This window comes from Streptomyces sp. NPDC101776 (genome assembly GCF_044766845.1).
Classification (GTDB): Bacteria; Actinomycetota; Actinomycetes; order Streptomycetales; family Streptomycetaceae; genus Streptomyces.
Window position 1 is genome coordinate 1 of record NZ_JBIWMV010000018.1, and the last position, 17,239, is coordinate 17,239.

General features: G+C 69.2%; 16 protein-coding genes. 8 read left to right on the top strand and 8 right to left on the bottom strand.

The genetic code is table 11. The features are described 5' to 3' along the window. Positions 1-33 precede the first annotated feature (33 nt). Positions 34-750 (bottom strand): hypothetical protein, encoded by a 717-nt coding sequence (locus tag ACIRRY_RS38555; RefSeq protein ID WP_403982536.1) that lies wholly within the window; start codon positions 748-750, stop codon positions 34-36. On the opposite strand from ACIRRY_RS38555, the gene ACIRRY_RS38560 reads away from it, so the two are divergent. From ACIRRY_RS38560 to ACIRRY_RS38575, 4 genes are all read left to right on the top strand, one after another. Then, positions 734-1,468 (top strand): Mu transposase domain-containing protein, encoded by a 735-nt coding sequence (locus ACIRRY_RS38560; RefSeq protein ID WP_403982538.1) that lies wholly within the window; start codon positions 734-736, stop codon positions 1,466-1,468. The two genes, ACIRRY_RS38555 and ACIRRY_RS38560, sit on opposite strands and share 17 nt — an antisense overlap. Beyond that, a complete protein-coding gene (istB, locus tag ACIRRY_RS38565) occupies positions 1,468-2,286 on the top strand; it encodes an IS21-like element helper ATPase IstB (RefSeq protein ID WP_403982541.1) in 819 nt (272 codons plus the stop codon). The genes ACIRRY_RS38560 and istB overlap by 1 nt, the downstream gene beginning before the upstream one ends. A gap of 121 nt (positions 2,287-2,407) precedes the next feature. After that, positions 2,408-4,030 (top strand): ISL3 family transposase, encoded by a 1,623-nt coding sequence (locus tag ACIRRY_RS38570; protein WP_403982544.1) that lies wholly within the window; start codon positions 2,408-2,410, stop codon positions 4,028-4,030. 342 nt (positions 4,031-4,372) lie between these two features. After that, positions 4,373-4,753, top strand: a complete 381-nt coding sequence (locus ACIRRY_RS38575) for a DUF6083 domain-containing protein (protein WP_403982546.1) — start codon at positions 4,373-4,375, stop codon at positions 4,751-4,753. 189 nt (positions 4,754-4,942) lie between these two features. Here the strand turns inward: ACIRRY_RS38575 and ACIRRY_RS38580 are convergent, their stop codons facing one another. Then, on the bottom strand, positions 4,943-5,560 hold the full coding sequence (locus ACIRRY_RS38580; RefSeq protein WP_403982549.1) for a hypothetical protein: 618 nt from the start codon (positions 5,558-5,560) through the stop codon (positions 4,943-4,945). A gap of 643 nt (positions 5,561-6,203) precedes the next feature. Beyond that, positions 6,204-6,854, bottom strand: a complete 651-nt coding sequence (locus tag ACIRRY_RS38585; RefSeq protein WP_403982551.1) for an MBL fold metallo-hydrolase — start codon at positions 6,852-6,854, stop codon at positions 6,204-6,206. Positions 6,855-6,972: 118 nt separating this feature from the next. Between ACIRRY_RS38585 and ACIRRY_RS38590 the strand changes: the two genes are divergently transcribed. After that, a complete protein-coding gene (locus tag ACIRRY_RS38590; RefSeq protein WP_403982553.1) occupies positions 6,973-7,263 on the top strand; it encodes a hypothetical protein in 291 nt (96 codons plus the stop codon). Here the strand turns inward: ACIRRY_RS38590 and ACIRRY_RS38595 are convergent. Further along, positions 7,258-7,944 (bottom strand): maleylpyruvate isomerase family mycothiol-dependent enzyme, encoded by a 687-nt coding sequence (locus ACIRRY_RS38595; RefSeq protein WP_403982555.1) that lies wholly within the window; start codon positions 7,942-7,944, stop codon positions 7,258-7,260. The two genes, ACIRRY_RS38590 and ACIRRY_RS38595, sit on opposite strands and share 6 nt — an antisense overlap. A gap of 225 nt (positions 7,945-8,169) precedes the next feature. Between ACIRRY_RS38595 and uvrA the strand changes: the two genes are divergently transcribed. After that, on the top strand, positions 8,170-11,148 hold the full coding sequence (gene uvrA / locus ACIRRY_RS38600) for an excinuclease ABC subunit UvrA (protein ID WP_403982557.1): 2,979 nt from the start codon (positions 8,170-8,172) through the stop codon (positions 11,146-11,148). 99 nt (positions 11,149-11,247) lie between these two features. Here uvrA and ACIRRY_RS38605 read toward each other — a convergent pair whose 3' ends face one another. Then, entirely contained in the window at positions 11,248-12,159 is a 912-nt protein-coding gene (locus ACIRRY_RS38605; protein ID WP_403982560.1) for a carbohydrate kinase, read from the bottom strand. Next, positions 12,156-13,259, bottom strand: coding sequence for a LacI family DNA-binding transcriptional regulator (locus ACIRRY_RS38610; RefSeq protein ID WP_403982563.1), 1,104 nt, complete (start codon positions 13,257-13,259; stop codon positions 12,156-12,158). The genes ACIRRY_RS38605 and ACIRRY_RS38610 overlap by 4 nt, the downstream gene beginning before the upstream one ends. Positions 13,260-13,484: 225 nt before the next feature. On the opposite strand from ACIRRY_RS38610, the gene ACIRRY_RS38615 reads away from it, so the two are divergent. Continuing rightward, positions 13,485-13,907: a Rieske 2Fe-2S domain-containing protein gene (locus tag ACIRRY_RS38615; RefSeq protein ID WP_403982565.1), complete on the top strand. Its 423-nt coding sequence runs from the start codon at positions 13,485-13,487 to the stop codon at positions 13,905-13,907. A 27-nt stretch (positions 13,908-13,934) separates the two neighbouring features. Here ACIRRY_RS38615 and ACIRRY_RS38620 read toward each other — a convergent pair whose 3' ends face one another. Together ACIRRY_RS38620 and ACIRRY_RS38625 are read right to left on the bottom strand one after the other, a co-directional pair. Then, positions 13,935-14,882, bottom strand: coding sequence for a hypothetical protein (locus tag ACIRRY_RS38620; RefSeq protein WP_403982568.1), 948 nt, complete (start codon positions 14,880-14,882; stop codon positions 13,935-13,937). A gap of 215 nt (positions 14,883-15,097) precedes the next feature. Beyond that, positions 15,098-15,469: a response regulator gene (locus ACIRRY_RS38625; protein WP_403982570.1), complete on the bottom strand. Its 372-nt coding sequence runs from the start codon at positions 15,467-15,469 to the stop codon at positions 15,098-15,100. A gap of 174 nt (positions 15,470-15,643) precedes the next feature. Between ACIRRY_RS38625 and ACIRRY_RS38630 the strand changes: the two genes are divergently transcribed. Continuing rightward, the gene (locus ACIRRY_RS38630; protein ID WP_403982573.1) at positions 15,644-17,041 is read left to right on the top strand and encodes an ABC transporter substrate-binding protein; all 1,398 of its coding nucleotides are present in this window, start codon (positions 15,644-15,646) and stop codon (positions 17,039-17,041) included. Positions 17,042-17,239: the final 198 nt, after the last annotated feature.

Here is a 17,239-nt window from a genome sequence, read left to right on the forward strand (position 1 = left end):
GACAGGACCCTCGACAAGTCCCATCGTTGCAGGTCAGGAGCACTCTTCGCTTATTTGATCAAGGCATGGACGAGCACGCTCATGAAAGCGCGAGGCTAGCGGAGTGAATGTGCCGGATTTGGAGGTGGCCAGGTCGTAGGCGCTGAACTTGAAGACGCCGCTGACTCGATACCGTACGGCCAGGCGGCTGTTGACCGGGTCGATGGCCACCGTGGTGCGGTCGGCTCCGGAAACCGGGCTGAACTTGGTCAGCTGCGACGAACTGGTGTTGAGGACCGTGCCGTTGGCGAACTTGAAGCGGGCCAGCTTGCTGCCCCAGCCGCTGGTGTTGCCGCTCGAATCGGTGGCGGCGACGGCGTCCGTCTCGGTCCACAGATAGGCGCTGTTGCCGGATGGCTCGGCGGCTGTCTGAACGCCGTGGCCGAAACCTTTGAGATACATGCGGCCGATTTCCGCACCGGTGAGATCGAGGCGCGTCACGACGAGGTCGCCGTTGGCGGAGCGTTCGTCTCCGGTGTACTGGCGGGATTCGCCGAGGAGTTGTCGGGATCCCTGGACAAGGCCGACCGTGTGGATGAGCTTGTTGGTGTTGTCGAAGGAGAACGACTGCAGGACGCGTACGTCCTGGAGACCTATTTCCCGCAGCAACTCGCTTGCCGGCGCGGTGAGGTCGAACTTCGATCTGATCGACGAGCACTGGAAGCTGCTGACCGGCTGGAGGGCGGTCCCGCGGATGCTGGTCTGGGACAACGAGGCCGGGATCGGCTGCGGCAGGGTGACCGGTGACTTCGCCGCGTTCGCGGGCCTGATCGTCACCCGGATCTACCTCTGCAGACCCCGTGACCCTGAAGCGAAAGGGCTGGTGGAGCGGGCCAACGGTTACCTGGAGACCAGCTTCCTGCCGGGCCGAACCTTCACCGGGCCCGACGACTTCAACACCCAGCTGACCGCCTGGCTGGCCATCGCCAACCGGCGCCAGCACCGCACCCTGGGCGCCCGCCCCGTCGACCGGTGGGAGGCCGACCGGGCCCAGATGCTCGCCCTGCCGCCGGTCGATCCGCCGCGTTGGTGGCGCTTCGCCATCCGCATCGGCCGTGACCACTACATCCGCGTCGACACCTGCGACTACTCCGTGCACCCCCTCGCCGTCGGCAAGAAAGTCCAGGTCCGCACCGACACCGACGAGGTCGTCGTCACCCTCGCCCCCGGCGGGGCCGAGGTTGCCCGCCATCCGCGGTGCTGGGCCAAGCAGCAGACCATCACCGACCCGGTCCATGCCCGCGTTGCCGCCGTTCTGCGCGGCGACTACCGCCACCACCAAGCCTCCCGGGCCCAGACCGCCCGTCGGCACAACGCCGCCACCGCAAGTGATCTCGTCGAGGTCGAACAACGCCAACTCGACTCCTACGACCGCATGTTCACCCTCATCGAGGGCGGCGGCCAGGCCGATGATCCGGAGGTCTCCTGATGCCCGCCACCACCGGGACCACCGCCGCGGCGGGGCCCAGGACCGGCCGTCAGACCGCCGCCGACCTGTCCTGCCTGGCCCGGGCGATGAAGGCCCCGGCCCTGCTGGACGCCGCCGAGCGGCTGGCCGAACGCGCCCTGAAGGAGAGCTGGACGCACACCGAGTTCCTCGTCGCCTGCCTCCAGCGGGAGGTCTCCGCCCGTGAGTCCCACGGCGGCGAGGCCCGCATCCGCTCCGCCCGCTTCCCCGCGATCAAGACGATCGAGGAACTCGACGTCACCCATCTGCGCGGCATAACGCGCCAACAGCTCGCGCATCTGGGCACGTTGGACTTCATCACCGGCAAGGAGAACGCCGTTTTTCTGGGACCGCCGGGGACCGGGAAGACACACCTGGCGATCGGACTCGCGGTCCGCGCCTGCCAGGCCGGCCACCGGGTCGCGTTCGCCACCGCCGCCGAAGGGGTCGACCGCCTGGGCGCCGCCCACCATGGCGGACACCTCCAGGCCGAGCTCACCAGACTGTCCCGCTATCCGCTGATCGTGGTCGACGAGGTCGGCTACATCCCCTTCGAAGCCGAGGCCGCGAACCTGTTCTTCCAGCTGGTCTCGAACCGATACGAGAGAGCGAGTGTGATCGTCACGAGCAACAAACCCTTCGGACGCTGGGGCGAGGTCTTCGGCGACGAGACCGTGGCCGCCGCCATGATCGACCGCCTCGTCCACCATGCCGAGGTCCACTCTCTCAAGGGCGACTCCTACCGCATGCGCGGACGCCAACTCGGACGCGTCCCCACCGCCACACACGACACCGACTGAACACCGGCAACCAGACCCGATGGGTCAGAACCCGACCGCCCACACCGGGTCACGATTGGTTCTGGATCACTTTCCGTGCCAGAGCCACGGAGGGTCACCGAACCCGCGATCATGAACGGCCGTGGCTGATGTACTCCTCCAGGACCTGTGGTTCCACCGGGTTGATGATGTCCGGATCGAAAACGTTCTGGCCGAGGGCGAGTTGGTCGTCGTGCGAGCGTGTGCGGTAGCGGAGGTGGCCACGTGCCCCGGCTGCGGTGTGGCGTCGGCTCGGGTTCACAGCCGGTACGTTCGACGACTCGCGGACAGTGCGGTTGGCCATCGAGGGGTGGTCATCGAGTTAGGGGTCCGGCGGTTTCGCTGTCAGGGATCTGCATGCACTCGGGCGACCTTCGTGGAGCAGATCGACGGGCTGACGTTCCGCTACGGACGGCGAAGCGCCGGACTGCAGCGGGTCTTGCAGCGTCTGGCGCTGATGCTGGCAGGCCGGGCCGGCGCCCGGCTTGCGGCAACGCTCGCGGTCACCGCGAGCCGGTCGACGCTGCTGCGCCTCGTACGGGCCTTGCCCGATCCGGTGGCGGACACGCCAAAAGTGCTCGGGGTCGATGAATTCGCCCTGCGTAAGGGACACGTCTACGCGACCATCCTGGTGGACATAGAGACCCGTCAGCCCGTCGATCTACTGCCCGACCGGTCCGTGGCGACGGTGGCCGCCTGGATAGCCGCTCACCCAGGCATCGAGGTGATCTGCCGAGACCGCTCTCTCGCATACGCCGAGGCCGGACGCCTCGGAGCCCCGGACGCAATCCACGTCGCGGACCGGTGGCACATCTGGAAAAACCTGGCGGAAGCCGTGGAGAAGAGCGTCATCCAGCATCGCGCCCTGCTGCGCGACCACGGCGAACCGGACAAGCCTCACGCCGTGCCGCCCCTGGACGCGCAAGGGCTCGGCCATACAGCTACGGCCGGGCCTCGGCAGTCGGGGCGGCTCTCGGACCGGGTGCGTGAACAGCACGCCGCCGTCCACGAGTTACTCGGCCAGAGTGTGGGCCTGCGGCCCATCGCGCGCCGGCTCGGGCTGGCCCGCAACACCGTGCGCCGCTTCGCCCAGGCGACCACCGCGGACGAGCTGCTGATCGGAAAGTGGACCGGGCGACCCAGCATCCTCGACCCCTATAAGCCCTTCCTTCACCAGCGGTGGTCCGAGGGCTGCACCACCGCCCGCCGGCTGTTCGAGGAGCTCCAAGAGCGCGGCTATGAGGGCGGCGAGAGCGTCGTCAAGACGTACATACACAAGCTCCGCGGGGTCTTCCCCCATGCTGATCCGCCGAGGAGACACCCGTCCGTGCGCGACGTGACCAGCTGGATCACACGTCACCCCGACAGGCTCGACGACGACCAGGCCCAGCGGCTCAAAGCCGTCCTCACCCGTTGCCCACAACTCGACCGCACGGCCCGGCACGTCCGGAGCTTCGCCGAGCTGATGAACAACCGCCAGGGCCGCGACCTCGACCAGTGGATCGCTGACGTCCAGGCCGATGATCTGCCCGCTCTGCACTCCTTCGTCAACGGCCTCAGCCAGGACCTCGACGCCGTCGTCGCCGGTCTCAGCCTGCGCTACAGCTCCGGTGCCGTCGAAGGCCACAGCAACAAGATCAAAATGCTGAAACGGCAGATGTTCGGCCGGGCCAACTTCGATCTCCTGCGCAAGCGCGTCCTCCTCGCCGCGAGCGGCCGTTCATGATCGCGGGTTCGGTGACCCTCCGTGGCTCTGGCACGGAAAGTGATCCAGAACCAGGATTATTCAACCGCCGCCGACAGTCCGAGTTCCCGGAACAGCCCACCTCCGGTGGCGTACACCCTGCCGGTCTTCCGGCCTATGTGGATTTCGATCTCGCTCGCGTTGTCTGACTCGGCGCCCAGAGTAAGGCGTCGATGCTCCCTTCTCGGCCTGTCGCTTGGTGGCTCGTGCACGCATCTGCCGCCTGCTGTTCCGCCTCCAGTCCCCCGCCGCCTCGTCGGCCTCGACCGTCCCGTCTGGTTCGCGCTCTGACGCACTGGCATGTCGGGCGTGCAGCCTCGAGATATGGGGGCTGATGCCGGGTTATCGCGGATCGACACGACGATGTTCACGTGCCCGTATTGCGGGCTGCCACAGGAGCGGGTCGCGACGCTGGATGCCGACTGGGTGATGTTGGAGCCGGACATGGAGCCGTTGGCGCATACGGTGCCTGCGGAGCGCCGGTGGATCACCGTGGCGGACGGACGGGTGACGGTCTATGGTGTGTGTCCGCCGGTTGTGGAGCAGCGGTGCCGTATCGAGCACGAACTGGCCTGCCCGAGCCGGGCGTTGCCGGACTTGTGGCCGTGGCTGACGTCGCTGCGGGAGGAGAACCGGCGGGCGTCGGAGAGGCGGGACGAGCCTGAGCGGCCTCCATCTCCGGCAGAGTTGCCGGCGACGGGTTGAGGTAGTGCGAATTCCTGGTCGTCGAACGGGCCCTGCAGACCCGGGACCACTACGCCGAGATCCTCGCGGTCGACTGCTAACGCTTCTGGAAGATTCGGCTCATGACGTGCCGGTGATGCGCTGGGCAAGCCATGACGAGCTGCCTACGTTGGCCCCGGTTTGTGAAGACCGGGGCCCTGATGTGCCTGGCTAGCCGAGGGAGGCGGCGAGTTCCCCGTTCTCGGCTTCCTTCGCTGACAACTGGACAGTGCCGCGATGGGACACCTCGACCTTGTAGAACGTCTCACCCTTGGGGACGTCCTCGACGGCAACCTTGAACGTGCAGGCGAGGCCAGTATCACTGATCTTGGAGTTGCCGAGGTTGCCGGTGGCGACGACGTCGCCCTTGGCCCCGTACACGGTGACGCTGGTCCCTTCTGCGATGTCTTCGTAGCCGCTCCCGGCCCGGCCGCGGCAACTGTCTCCGACGGTGAGGACTTCGTCGGTGAGTACGAACTCGCCGTTGAGTGTGAACGTGGCCGGCTTGCCGGGACCGGAGGCTGCGGTGATCCCCCAGATCCCGCCGACGATGCCGGCGCCGAGCACGAGCCCGATAGCCCCTGCGGCGAGCGGGGTGATGGTTCTCTTTGCTGCGGGCGCGGGCATGGCCGGCGGGTCAACGGGCGGGGCCGGGATGGGCTGTTCGCCGACTGGTGGAGTGTCGGGCTGCGGCGGAAGTTGGTCGTTCATGATCCCCCCTGGGATGTAATGGAACGGCAGGCTATATCCGGATGATGTTGCGAGCACCGCCGTCGTTTGAAGATTCACCGGTTTGGGATCCGGCGCGGTGGAACCCCGGCCGATGTTCCAGCCGGGGGCTCACCTTTGCGACGGTTCAGACGCCCTCACGCAGGTGCTTCATTCGCTCGGGCAGCCGCTCCCGGCGTTGATGACGGCCTGGTTGAGGCGCGCGATCCGGTAACTGCGGAGGCGGTGCTGCGGACGGCGGAGGCACCACCCGCCTCATCCTTGTCGCGCCGAGAAAATGGCACGCCTCCACGCGAGCCGCGTGCACCCTGCCGCGGTCAGCCGTGCGGCAGTCGGACTGCTTTCATGAGATCCCCAAGGAGACGTAATGCCGGCACTAGTCCAGGCGACGCGCGGGCATTACAGGATGCGAATGATCGGCGCCTACCTGGCCGGCACCGTGATCACGGGTGCAGGGATCGCCCTCGCTGTTGTCCGGCCCGATGGCGACACGCTGATGAAGTTTCTCGGGCAGACCTTCGAGTCGACCAGTGTGGGCATCATGGCGATTTTCATTGGTGCCGTGGTCGTCATGCGCCTCATTAGTTCCGCGACGCGATCTCTCGACCGCACCACCGCGCGCGAGAGAGTTTTAGAGAGGTGGCTGAGAACGACAGGCTGCGCCGTCGACACGAACGCCGTCGGCGTCGATGCCGGCGGTGAGTCACCAGCCGCGGGCCCACCACTCCGCCAGGTGCGGCCGCTCCGCGCCCAGGGTGGTGTCGTTGCCATGCCCAGGGTAAATCCACGTCTCGTCGGGCAGGCTGAACACCTTGGCTTCGAGCCCGCTCATCAGGCTCTTGAAGTCCTTGGGCTGTGTTGTCCGGCCAGGACCGCCCGGGAACAGACAGTCCCCGGTGAACACATGAGGGTGCCCGTGCGGGTCGTCGTAGACGAGCGCGATCGAACCCGGCGTGTGGCCCACGAGGTGACGCGCGGTCAGTTCGACCTGTCCCACCCGGATCGTGTCGCCGTCGTCGACCAGGACGTCGGTCGGCACGGGGATGCCCTCGGCGTCCTCGCGACCCGCGTACGTACGCGCGCGTGTGGCCGTCACGACCTCGGCGAGCCCCTGCCAGTGGTCGCCGTGCTGATGGGTGGTGACGACGGACGCGATGCCGTCGTCGCCGATCGTGCCGAGCAGGGTCTCCGCGTCGTTGGCCGCGTCGATCAGCAACTGCTCGTCGGTGGCCCGGCAACGCAGCAGATAGGCGTTGTTGTTCATGGGGCCGACCGCGATCTTGGTGATCATCAGGTCCGTGAGTTCGTGCACATCCGCCGGTCCGCCGACCGTGACCTCGCCGCTGTACGTCATGGCGGTCAGCCTAATCCGTTTCCGGAGGACGTTCCGAAGTGGCCGGTGCCTACGGGACGTTCGAGTGCGGGACCGGGACGCCTTGAGCGTGATGGCTACGGAGGCCGATCATTCCGCCATGAGAGCCGAAGTGCGCACGTTCCTCACCGACGGTCCGCTTCCCGACTGGGACGCGAGCGAGGAGGAGATCGACCGGCGGGCCCGCCAACTCGACGCGATCCCGAAGCCGGTCACGGGGGAGGAGGCCCAGGCGCTCGTCTCCTGCTTCGGCCCCGACGACTGCTACGGCGTCGCCTGGACGCTCCTCCACCTCATCGAGACCGGCCCGGACCCGGTGCTCACCGTCCGGCCCGCGCCGGACGCCAACGAGTGGCAGCGGCGGCTCTACGAGAGGGCCGGAGGCCTATAGCGGGGGAAGCGTCGGCAGGGAGTCGCCGTCGACCGTCAGGCCGGACCCGTCGCGGCGGCCGCAGAGCCAGCCGAGGAGATCCACCGGGCTGCCGGTGACGGTGACTTCGGGCTTCTCGGCCGCCCGGCCCGTGCTCCACGCGTGCGTGCCGTCGGTGAGCTGCGTCGGCGACACTTCAGGGTGCCCGGTGAAGCGCTCGGCCAGGAAGTCGATCTCCCGCTGCGTGAAATCCCCGGGAAGGTCCTCCAGGTCGTAGCCGATGCCCAGGTCCACGTGGTGCAGCTCGACCTCGACCCAGCGCCGGAACGGGATCCGGGAGGCGCTGTCGACGACCCCGTTGCGCAGCTCCACCCGGCGCGACCAGTCCGCCGGAGCGGCGCCGATCGCCTGGAAACCGGCCGCGCTCTCCCGTACGTCGGCGAGCTGGACGTAGACGGGGCGCGGGGCGTCGCGCTCGATGTCGGCGTCACGGACGCTCGCCGTGGCGTACATGGGGCGCCCCTCCAGGACGTTCACGAGGGCGTCCGCGTTGCGGGCGATATGGGCGAGGACGTGATTGCGGCTCCAGCCCGGGAGCCGTGACGGCTCGGCCGCCGAGGCGTTGTCCAGTGCGGCGGCTGCGGTGAGCAGCCGATCGGTCGCATCACGTACAGAGGCCAGGTCATGAGCGTGATCAATCATGCTGCTGACCCTAGTCCCGCCACACCTTTGGGTGAAGGTGGTGAAGCAGTGCCGTAAATCGAATGCACGTGCTATATCGTCGGGTGCGGCGTCGGGCATGCTGGAAGGCCGGAGGTTGTTATGCCTCGGCCGGGATTCCGACCGGCGTTGTCAGTGGCTCCCCCTAGTCTGAGAACGACGGGGGCCCCGCCCCTGTCACTTCTCTCAAGAAAGGTGCGGACCGGCGTGGCCGACCGTCTCATCGTCCGTGGCGCGCGCGAGCACAATCTGAAGAATGTCTCGCTCGACCTTCCACGCGACTCGCTCATCGTGTTCACGGGCCTGTCCGGGTCGGGCAAGTCCTCCCTGGCCTTCGACACGATCTTCGCCGAGGGCCAGCGGCGCTACGTGGAATCGCTCTCCTCGTACGCCCGCCAGTTCCTCGGCCAGATGGACAAGCCGGACGTCGACTTCATCGAGGGTCTGTCCCCTGCCGTCTCCATCGACCAGAAGTCGACCTCGCGCAACCCGCGCTCGACGGTCGGCACCATCACCGAGGTCTACGACTATCTGCGCCTGCTCTTCGCGCGCATCGGCAAGCCGCACTGCCCGGAGTGCGGCCGCCCGATCTCGCGGCAATCGCCGCAGGCCGTCGTCGACAAGGTCCTCGCCCTGCCGGAAGGTAGCCGCTTCCAGGTCCTGTCGCCGCTGGTGCGCGAGCGCAAGGGCGAGTTCGTCGACCTGTTCGCGGATCTCCAGACCAAGGGCTACAGCCGCGCGCGCGTGGACGGCGAGACCATCCAGCTCTCCGAGCCGCCCGTCCTGAAGAAGCAGGAGAAGCACACCATCGAGGTGGTCATCGACCGCCTCACGGTGAAGGACTCCGCCAAGCGCCGTCTCACCGACTCCGTGGAGACCGCCCTCGGGCTGTCCGGCGGCATGATCGTGCTCGACTTCGTCGACCTCCCCGAGGACGACCCCGAGCGCGAGCGCATGTACTCGGAGCACCTGTACTGCCCGTACGACGACCTGTCCTTCGAGGAGCTGGAGCCCCGCTCCTTCTCCTTCAACTCGCCCTTCGGCGCCTGCCCCGAGTGCTCCGGCATCGGCACGCGCATGGAGGTCGACGCCGAGCTGATCGTCCCGGACGAGGACAAGTCCCTCGACGAGGGCGCCATCCACCCCTGGTCGCACGGTCACACCAAGGACTACTTCAGCCGCCTCATCGGCGCCCTCGCGGACGCGCTCGGCTTCCGCACCGACATCCCCTTCGCGGGTCTCCCGCAGCGTGCCAAGAAGGCCCTGCTGTACGGCCACAAGACGCAGATCGAGGTGCGGTACCGGAACAGGTACGGCCGCGAGCGGGTCTACACGACGCCCTTCGAAGGCGCCGTCCCCTTCGTCAAGCGCCGGCACGGCGAGGCGGAGAGCGACGCCAGCAGGGAGCGCTTCGAGGGCTACATGCGCGAGGTGCCCTGCCCGACCTGTCACGGCACACGCCTGAAGCCCGTCGTCCTCGCGGTCACGATCATGGACAAGTCGATCGCCGAGATCTCCGGCATGTCCATCAGCGACTGCGCGGAGTTCCTGGGCGGGATGAAGCTCGACGCCCGCGACAAGAAGATCGCCGAGCGCGTGCTGAAGGAGTGCAACGAGAGGCTGCGGTTCCTGGTCGACGTCGGTCTCGACTACCTCTCGCTGAACCGCGCGGCCGGCACGCTCTCCGGCGGCGAGGCCCAGCGCATCCGCCTGGCCACCCAGATCGGCTCCGGACTCGTCGGCGTCCTGTACGTCCTGGACGAGCCGTCCATCGGCCTGCACCAGCGCGACAACCACCGGCTGATCGAGACCCTGGTCCGGCTGCGCGACATGGGCAACACGCTCATCGTCGTCGAGCACGACGAGGACACCATCAAGGTCGCCGACTGGATCGTCGACATCGGCCCCGGCGCGGGTGAGCACGGCGGCAAGGTCGTGCACAGCGGCTCCCTGAAGGAGCTGCTCGCCAACGAGGAGTCGATGACCGGGCAGTACCTGTCCGGCAAGAAGGCCATCCCGCTGCCCGAGATCCGGCGCCCGCTCGACCCGTCGCGACAGCTCACGGTGCACGGCGCCCGGGAGAACAACCTCCAGGACATCGACGTCTCGTTCCCTCTGGGCGTGTTCACCGCGGTCACCGGAGTCTCCGGCTCCGGCAAGTCGACCCTGGTCAACGACATCCTGTACACGCACCTGGCGCGCGAGCTGAACGGCGCGAGGAGCGTGCCGGGACGGCACACGCGCGTGGACGGCGACGACCTCGTCGACAAGGTCGTGCACGTCGACCAGTCGCCCATCGGACGTACGCCCCGGTCCAACCCGGCGACGTACACCGGAGTCTTCGACCACGTCCGCAAGCTGTTCGCGGAGACGACCGAGGCGAAGGTGCGGGGCTATCTGCCCGGCCGCTTCTCCTTCAACGTCAAGGGCGGTCGCTGCGAGAACTGCGCGGGCGACGGCACCATCAAGATCGAGATGAACTTCCTGCCGGACGTGTACGTCCCGTGCGAGGTGTGCCACGGCGCCCGCTACAACCGGGAGACGCTGGACGTCCACTACAAGGGCAAGTCCATCGCCGACGTCCTGAACATGCCGATCGAGGAGGCCACGTTGTTCTTCGAGGCGGTCCCCGGGATCGCCCGCCACCTCAACACCCTCAAGGACGTCGGCCTCGGCTACGTCCGGCTCGGCCAGTCCGCGACGACCCTGTCCGGAGGTGAGGCCCAGCGCGTCAAGCTCGCCAGTGAGCTCCAGCGCCGCTCCACCGGCCGTACGGTCTACGTCCTGGACGAGCCCACCACCGGCCTGCACTTCGAGGACATCAGCAAGCTCCTCACGGTGCTCGGCGGTCTGGTCGACAAGGGCAACACGGTCATCGTCATCGAGCACAACCTCGACGTGATCAAGGTCGCCGACTGGGTCGTCGACATGGGCCCCGAAGGCGGCGCGGGCGGCGGACTGGTCATCGCCGAGGGCACCCCGGAGCAGGTCGCCGCGGTCCCGGCGAGCCACACCGGCAAGTTCCTGCGCGAGATCCTCGACGCCGACCGGATCAGCGACGGAGCCCCGGTGAAGGCCCCGCGCAAGGTGGCGGCCAAGAAGACCGCGGCGGTCCCGGCGAAGAAGGCCGCGCCCGTCAAGAAGGCCACGCCCGCGAAGAAGACGACGCGAGCCCGCAAGGCCTGACCGGCACGGAGCGAGGACATGAATGCGGCGCCCCGCGGGAACTTCCCCGCGGGGCGCCGCACTTGGCAGTGCAACAAGCCTGCCACCGCTCAACGCCCCCTACAGATCGCCCAGTTCAGAGGCGTACGGCGGCTCGGCCCCCGCCCGTGAACAGGTGATCGCCGCCGCCCGCGCCGCGAACCGCAGCAGCTGGGTCCAGCCGTCGCGGCCCAGGACGGCCATCCCTTCCGCGGACAGCGCGTTCCGGGCGGACAGATGGTGCAGCAGGGCCGCGTTGACGGTGTCGCCGGCGCCGATCGTGTCCACGACCTCGACCTTCTCGCCCGGCACCGGGTACACCGTGCCGTCCTGGGTGAACGCGGCGAGGCCGTCGCCGCCCTGGGTGATCACGACGGCCGAGGGGCCCGCGTCCAGCCACTCGCGCGGGGTGCCGCCCAGCCACAGCGCGTCCTCCTCGGACAGCTTGAGGAGCGACACGTACGGCAGCCAGCTCTTGAAGCGCGCCCGGTAGGCGTCCGGGTCCGCGATCAGGCCGGCCCGGATGTTCGGGTCGAGCAGGGTGAACACGCCCTGCCCGGCCGCGGTCCGCAGCAGGTCCTCGTAGGCGGTCGCGCCCGGCTCCAGGACCAGCGAACAGGTCCCGAAGGACACCGCCTCGGTCTCGGCGGGCAGCGCCGAGGGCACCGTGAAGAGCCGGTCGGCGGTGCCGTCGACGTAGAAGGAGTAGGTGGCCGAGCCGTGCGCGTCGAGCGTGGCGACCGCGAGGGTGGTCGGCTCCGGGCCGCGCTGCACGTCCAGGACGTCCACGTCGGCCTGCCGCAGCCCGGCGAGGAGGGCCTCGCCGAACGTGTCCTCGGACACACGGGAGCAGAAGGCCGTGGGGGAGCCGAGGCGGCCGAGGGCGACGGCGGTGTTGTAGGGGCCGCCGCCGAGCGCCGGCTTCAGGGCGGCGAGGGCTCCCGTGCCCTGCGGCACCAGGTCGATGAGGGCCTCACCGGCTACGACGATCACGAGGCGGTTCCTTCCTTGGACTGTTCGGGCTGGTCAGGGCAGCCGCAGGAGGTGCGGTGGACGAAGGTGCAGGGGAGCCGCAGGACACGGGCGGGCCGGTCCGGCGAGGCGAGCCGGTCCAGCAGGAGCCGTACGGCCTGGGCGCCGATCTCCCTGCTGGGCTGGGCGATCGCGGTGAGCCGGGGCTCGAACAGGTCGGCCCAGGCGAAGTCGTCGAAGCAGCACAGCGCGAGATCGCCGGGGACCGACAGACCGCGCTCGCGCAGGGCACGCAGGGCGCCGATCGTCATCGCGTTGTTGGCGGTGACCAGCGCCGTGGGCGGGGCGGCGAGGGACAGCAGCTTCTCGGTGGCCCGCTCGGCGGCGGCCGACTCGGAGTCGCCGTGCGCCAACAGCCGTTCGTCGTAAGGGAGTCCGGCGGCGGCGAGGCCGTGACGGTAGCCGGCGATCCGCTCGCGGGTGGTGCTGAGCCCGGGCAGGCCCGCCACGAGGCCGATACGGCGGTGGCCGCGTCCGGCGAGGTGGGTGACGAGGTGGGCCGTCGGTTCGACGTTCTCGGCGCACACCTGGTCGAAGGCCCACGCACGGCCGGAGGGGACCGCGTGGTCGGAAGGGGCCGCCTGGCCGGAGGGGTCCGCGTCGCCCGAGGGCGCCTCGACCACCCGGTCGAGGAACACCGTCGGTACGGAGTGCCGGCCGAGGTACGCGAGCAGGGCGCCCGGGGCCGCCGACGGCGCGACGATCATGCCGTCCACCCGGCGCTCGTGCAGGAGTTGGACGACCTTGTGCTCGTGCTCCGGGTCGTCGTGCGGATCGGCGATCAGCAGGCTGTACCCCTGTTCCAGGGCTCCGGCCTCGACGCCCTGGAGGATCTCCGTGAAGTACGGGTTGCTGATCGCCGACACCGCGAGGCCGATGGAGCGGGTGCGGGACGTCACCAGCGAGCGGGCGAGGGTGTTGGGGGTGTAGCCCAGTTCCTCGATCGCGGTCAGCACGGCCTGCCGGGTGGCGGGCAGCACCGGGCGGGTGTCGTTCAGCACGTGCGAGACGGTCGCGACGGAGACACCGGCGCTCCGTGCGACATCGACCATGGTGGCCATCGCGGATCCTCCTCCCCGAGGTGCGGCGGGCCTCGGATGCGCTGGATGCGGCGGGCCTTCCGGTCGGGAACGTATCCCATCCGCCGCCCGACGTAAACGCTTGCGCAAACGTTTACGTACCGTGAGCACTCATACGGTGAACCCGGTTCAAAGCGGGCGGAACCCCACCGGTATCGTCGCCGTGCACCGACCGCTGAACAGCCCGAACGACAGCTGGAGACCCCCATGCCCGGCCGCCCCGCCCCGAGCCGTCGTACCGTCCTGCGCGGAGCGGCCCTCACGCCCGTCGCCGGGCTCGGACTCGCCGCCTGCTCGGGCGGCGGCTCGGGGGCCTCCGCGACCCCGACCGCGCCCGTGGAACTCGGCGCGGAGAGCGAGCTCGCCAAGGGGAGCGCCAAGCTGTACCGCGATCAGAACGTGGTCGTCAGCCGGGCCGCGAACGGCACCCTCAAGGCGTACAGCACGATCTGCACGCACGCGCAGTGCCCCATCAACAAGCTGGACGGTACGACGCTCATCTGCCCGTGCCACGGGAGCCAGTTCGACGCCACGACCGGCAAGGTGCTCCAGGCCCCGGCCACCGAGCCGTTGCGGGAGCTGAAGGTGACGGCCGAGAACGGGAAGATCGTCGCGGGTCCGGCGGTCTGATCACCAGGGCGTCTCCGTCACCGCGGCTCACTCCCAGTCCCAGCCGATCCCCACGATCCCCGACCGCATCCGCGGCTCGACGAGGTGCACCGAGTGGTGTCCTCCGGCCAGGCGCAGCTCCTGACGGCCGCTGCGCGGGGCCGCCGCCGAGTGCTGGGTGAAGCGGTGGCAGCGCACCGGGAGCGCGTTCTCGTCGAAGCTCACCTGGAGCGCGTACTGCCCGCCCGCGATACCGAAGTCACGGAGGTACTCGCGGGAGACGCCGGCGGTGCCGTCCTCGACGCCGTAGCGGAAGAGGAACGTATCTCCGGAGCGCAGGCGGGTGCCGAAGAGGAGCTCGGCGACCAGGATGCCGGTCTCGTGGTGGCGGCGGACGCGGCCCGTACGGCAGTTCTCCAGGGCGTGCACCGTCATGCGGTCCGGGGCGCAGCCAGGGTCTCCGTAGTGGACGGCTATGAAGCGGTCGATGCCGTCCCGGTGGGCGCGGACGATGTGCTGCGACTCGCGGCCGACCAGTTCACGGTGCGGCCCGATGCGCACGCGCTCGTGGTGCCCCAGGGTGTGCAGACCGCTGTCGAGCGAGGACTCCAGCTCGGCCAGGAGCTGTTCCAGGACTCCGGAGGCCTCGACGAAGGAGCGGTAGGAGCGGGCCGCCGGGCGCTGCGCCACGGCGCGTTCCTCGGCCTCGGCGAGCAGCCGGATCAGTGACTCCTCGGGGAGCTGGAGGATCTCCTCCAGGGCCCGTACGGCGCGCAGCGACTCGGGGCGCTGCGGACGGCGGGCGCCCTGCTGCCAGTAACTCAGGCTGGTGACGCCGACCTTGACCCCGTAGCGCGTCAGGTGGTGCTGGACGCGCTGCAGCGGCAGTCCGCGGGCGGCGATGGCGGCGCGCAGCGCGACGTGGAAGGGGCCGCCGCGCAGCGCCGAGTCGAGTTCCGCGGTGGCGACGTCCGCCTGCTGTGTGGCGTGCGGCATGCAGGGGCCCTTTCTGTGAATGTTCACAACGGCTGGTCAGGCCGTTCACGCGAGTTGCTCCGGGGCCCCCGTCGGCGCCGGAGGAAGGTCCTCACATCCGTACGCGCCGTCGTTCACGCCCCGAGTTCCCCCGCATTGAAGCGTGTTGACCAAGTCCCGACAACACCTGTCGCCCATCAGGCATATGTGACCTGGCCGAGTCACGCCGGGTGTTCTCACGGCGGTGCGGGCGGCCTCTCCTCGCCCAGCACGTCCCTGATCGCCCGCGCGGACACGGCCGACTTGTGCAGGAAGCCGTGCGCGGGACTGGCGGCGATGAGCTCCTGGAAGTCCTCCCGGGAGTGGGTCGAGATGAGGATCACCGCCGGTACGTTGCCCACCAGGAGGCGCGCGACGTCGAAGCCGCTCTCGCCGTCGAGGTCGAGGTCGACCAGGACGACGTCAGGGGCCGACTCCCGGGCCTGGGAGAGGGCGTCCGCGCCCGTCGAGGCGATGCCGACGACTTCCACCCCGCTTCGCTCCAACAGGGCGCGAGCCGCCTCCAGGAACCGGGCGCTGTCATCGACGAGGAGACAGCGCAGTGACATGTCCTCAGCTTGCCAACCGGTGGTCGGTCGCGCCTTCCGGCTAGCCGGAAAGTGCTGAAGTCCCGTGCCGCAAAGGAAGGTTCTCGTGCACACAGGGCGATGGGGATTCGACGGGCGGTAGCATGACGGCGCCCTGGGGGAGACCGTGCCGTCCGGTCGAGTGGGGGGTGTGCCATGAACCGAACGAGTGCCACGCGTGCGTGGCCCGTTGTCCGCGGGATCCGTCGGCTCCGGGGAGCCCTGGTCCCCTGGGTGGCGTGCGCGGCCCTGCTGCTGGCCGCGTGCGACGGCGGCGGGAGCGACACCAAGGGGGTGAGCGCGTCCCCGAAGGACACCACCTGCGACGGGAAGATCGACGGCGTCGCGCACATCACCGTCTGGTACCACGCGGGCCCCAGTGGCGAGTTCACCACGCTGCAGAACCAGGTGAAGGAGTTCAACAGGCGGCAGAGGCACGTGCGGGTCGAGCTGGTCACCCTCCCGGAGAACCGCGCCTACACCGACCTGGTGCTGTCGGCCGCGGCCAGCGGCGACCTGCCCGACCTCCTGGACTTCGACGGGCCGAACCTCTACAGCTACGCCTGGTCGGGCAAGCTCCGGCCGATCGACTCCTGTGTGCCCGCGAGCGTCCGCGCCGACCTGTTGCCGACGATCCGCCAACAGGGCACCTACGCGGGCCGGTTGTGGGGCGTCGGCACCTTCGACTCGGGCATGGGCCTGTATGTGCGCAAGTCCGTGATGAAGAAGGCCGGGATACGCCTCCCGACCGGCCCCAAGGACGCCTGGACGGCCGCCGAACTGACCGGCGTCCTCGGCAAGTTGCGCACCCAGGGCTACAAGGCGCCGCTCGACCTGCGGCTCGTCTACTCGCAGCCCGGCCAGGAGTGGAACACGTACGGCTTCGCGCCCGCCGTGTGGTCGGCGGGCGGCGACCTCGTCGAGCCCAAGAACTACCGCACCGCCGACGGCTATGTGAACGGCCCCGGTGCGGTCGAGGCGCTCACCGACATGCAGAACTGGGCCAAGGCGGGGCTCATCGACATGGTCAAGGACGACAAGGCGTTCGTCAGTGGCCGCAGTGCGATCTCCTGGTGCGGCCACTGGACCTATCCGGAATTCAACAAGGCCTTCCCCGGGGACGTCGCGATCGTCCCGCTGCCGGACTTCGGCCGGGGGACCGTCACCGGCATGGGCTCCTTCCAGTGGGGCGTCCCGGCGGGCAACGCCGACGGCGACGCCGTATGGCGGTTCCTGTCCTTCCTGCTCCAGCCCGCCCAGGTGCACCGGATGACCGTGGCCGACGGTGCGATCCCGGCCACGGAGAGCGCGATCAGGCTCTCGCCGCAGTACGCGCCCGGCGGCCCCGAGCACCTCTTCATCGAGCAGCTCCGGGACGGGGTGGCCCGCCCCAGGCCGCAGACGCCCGCCTATCCGGCGATCACCGACGCCTTCTCCCGGGCCTTCGCGAAGATCATCTTCGATCGGGCGCCGGTCCAGGCCACCCTTGACGAGGCCGCCAAGAAGATCGACCAGGACCTCGCGGCACACGATGGCTATCCGCCGAGCACATAGCGAGAACGAGTGCCACGCGTGTGTGCCCGACGCGAGTCCCACGCGCGTGCCGATCACGTCTGCGGATCAGGTCTGTCGATCGCGTCCGTCGATCGCGCGGGCCGGTTTCGAGGGAGCCGTCCTCCCCAAGGCCCTGACGATCATGGCCGGTTGGGGGCAGGCTGGGCACGTGACCGACCCTCATCGCTACTCACCAGC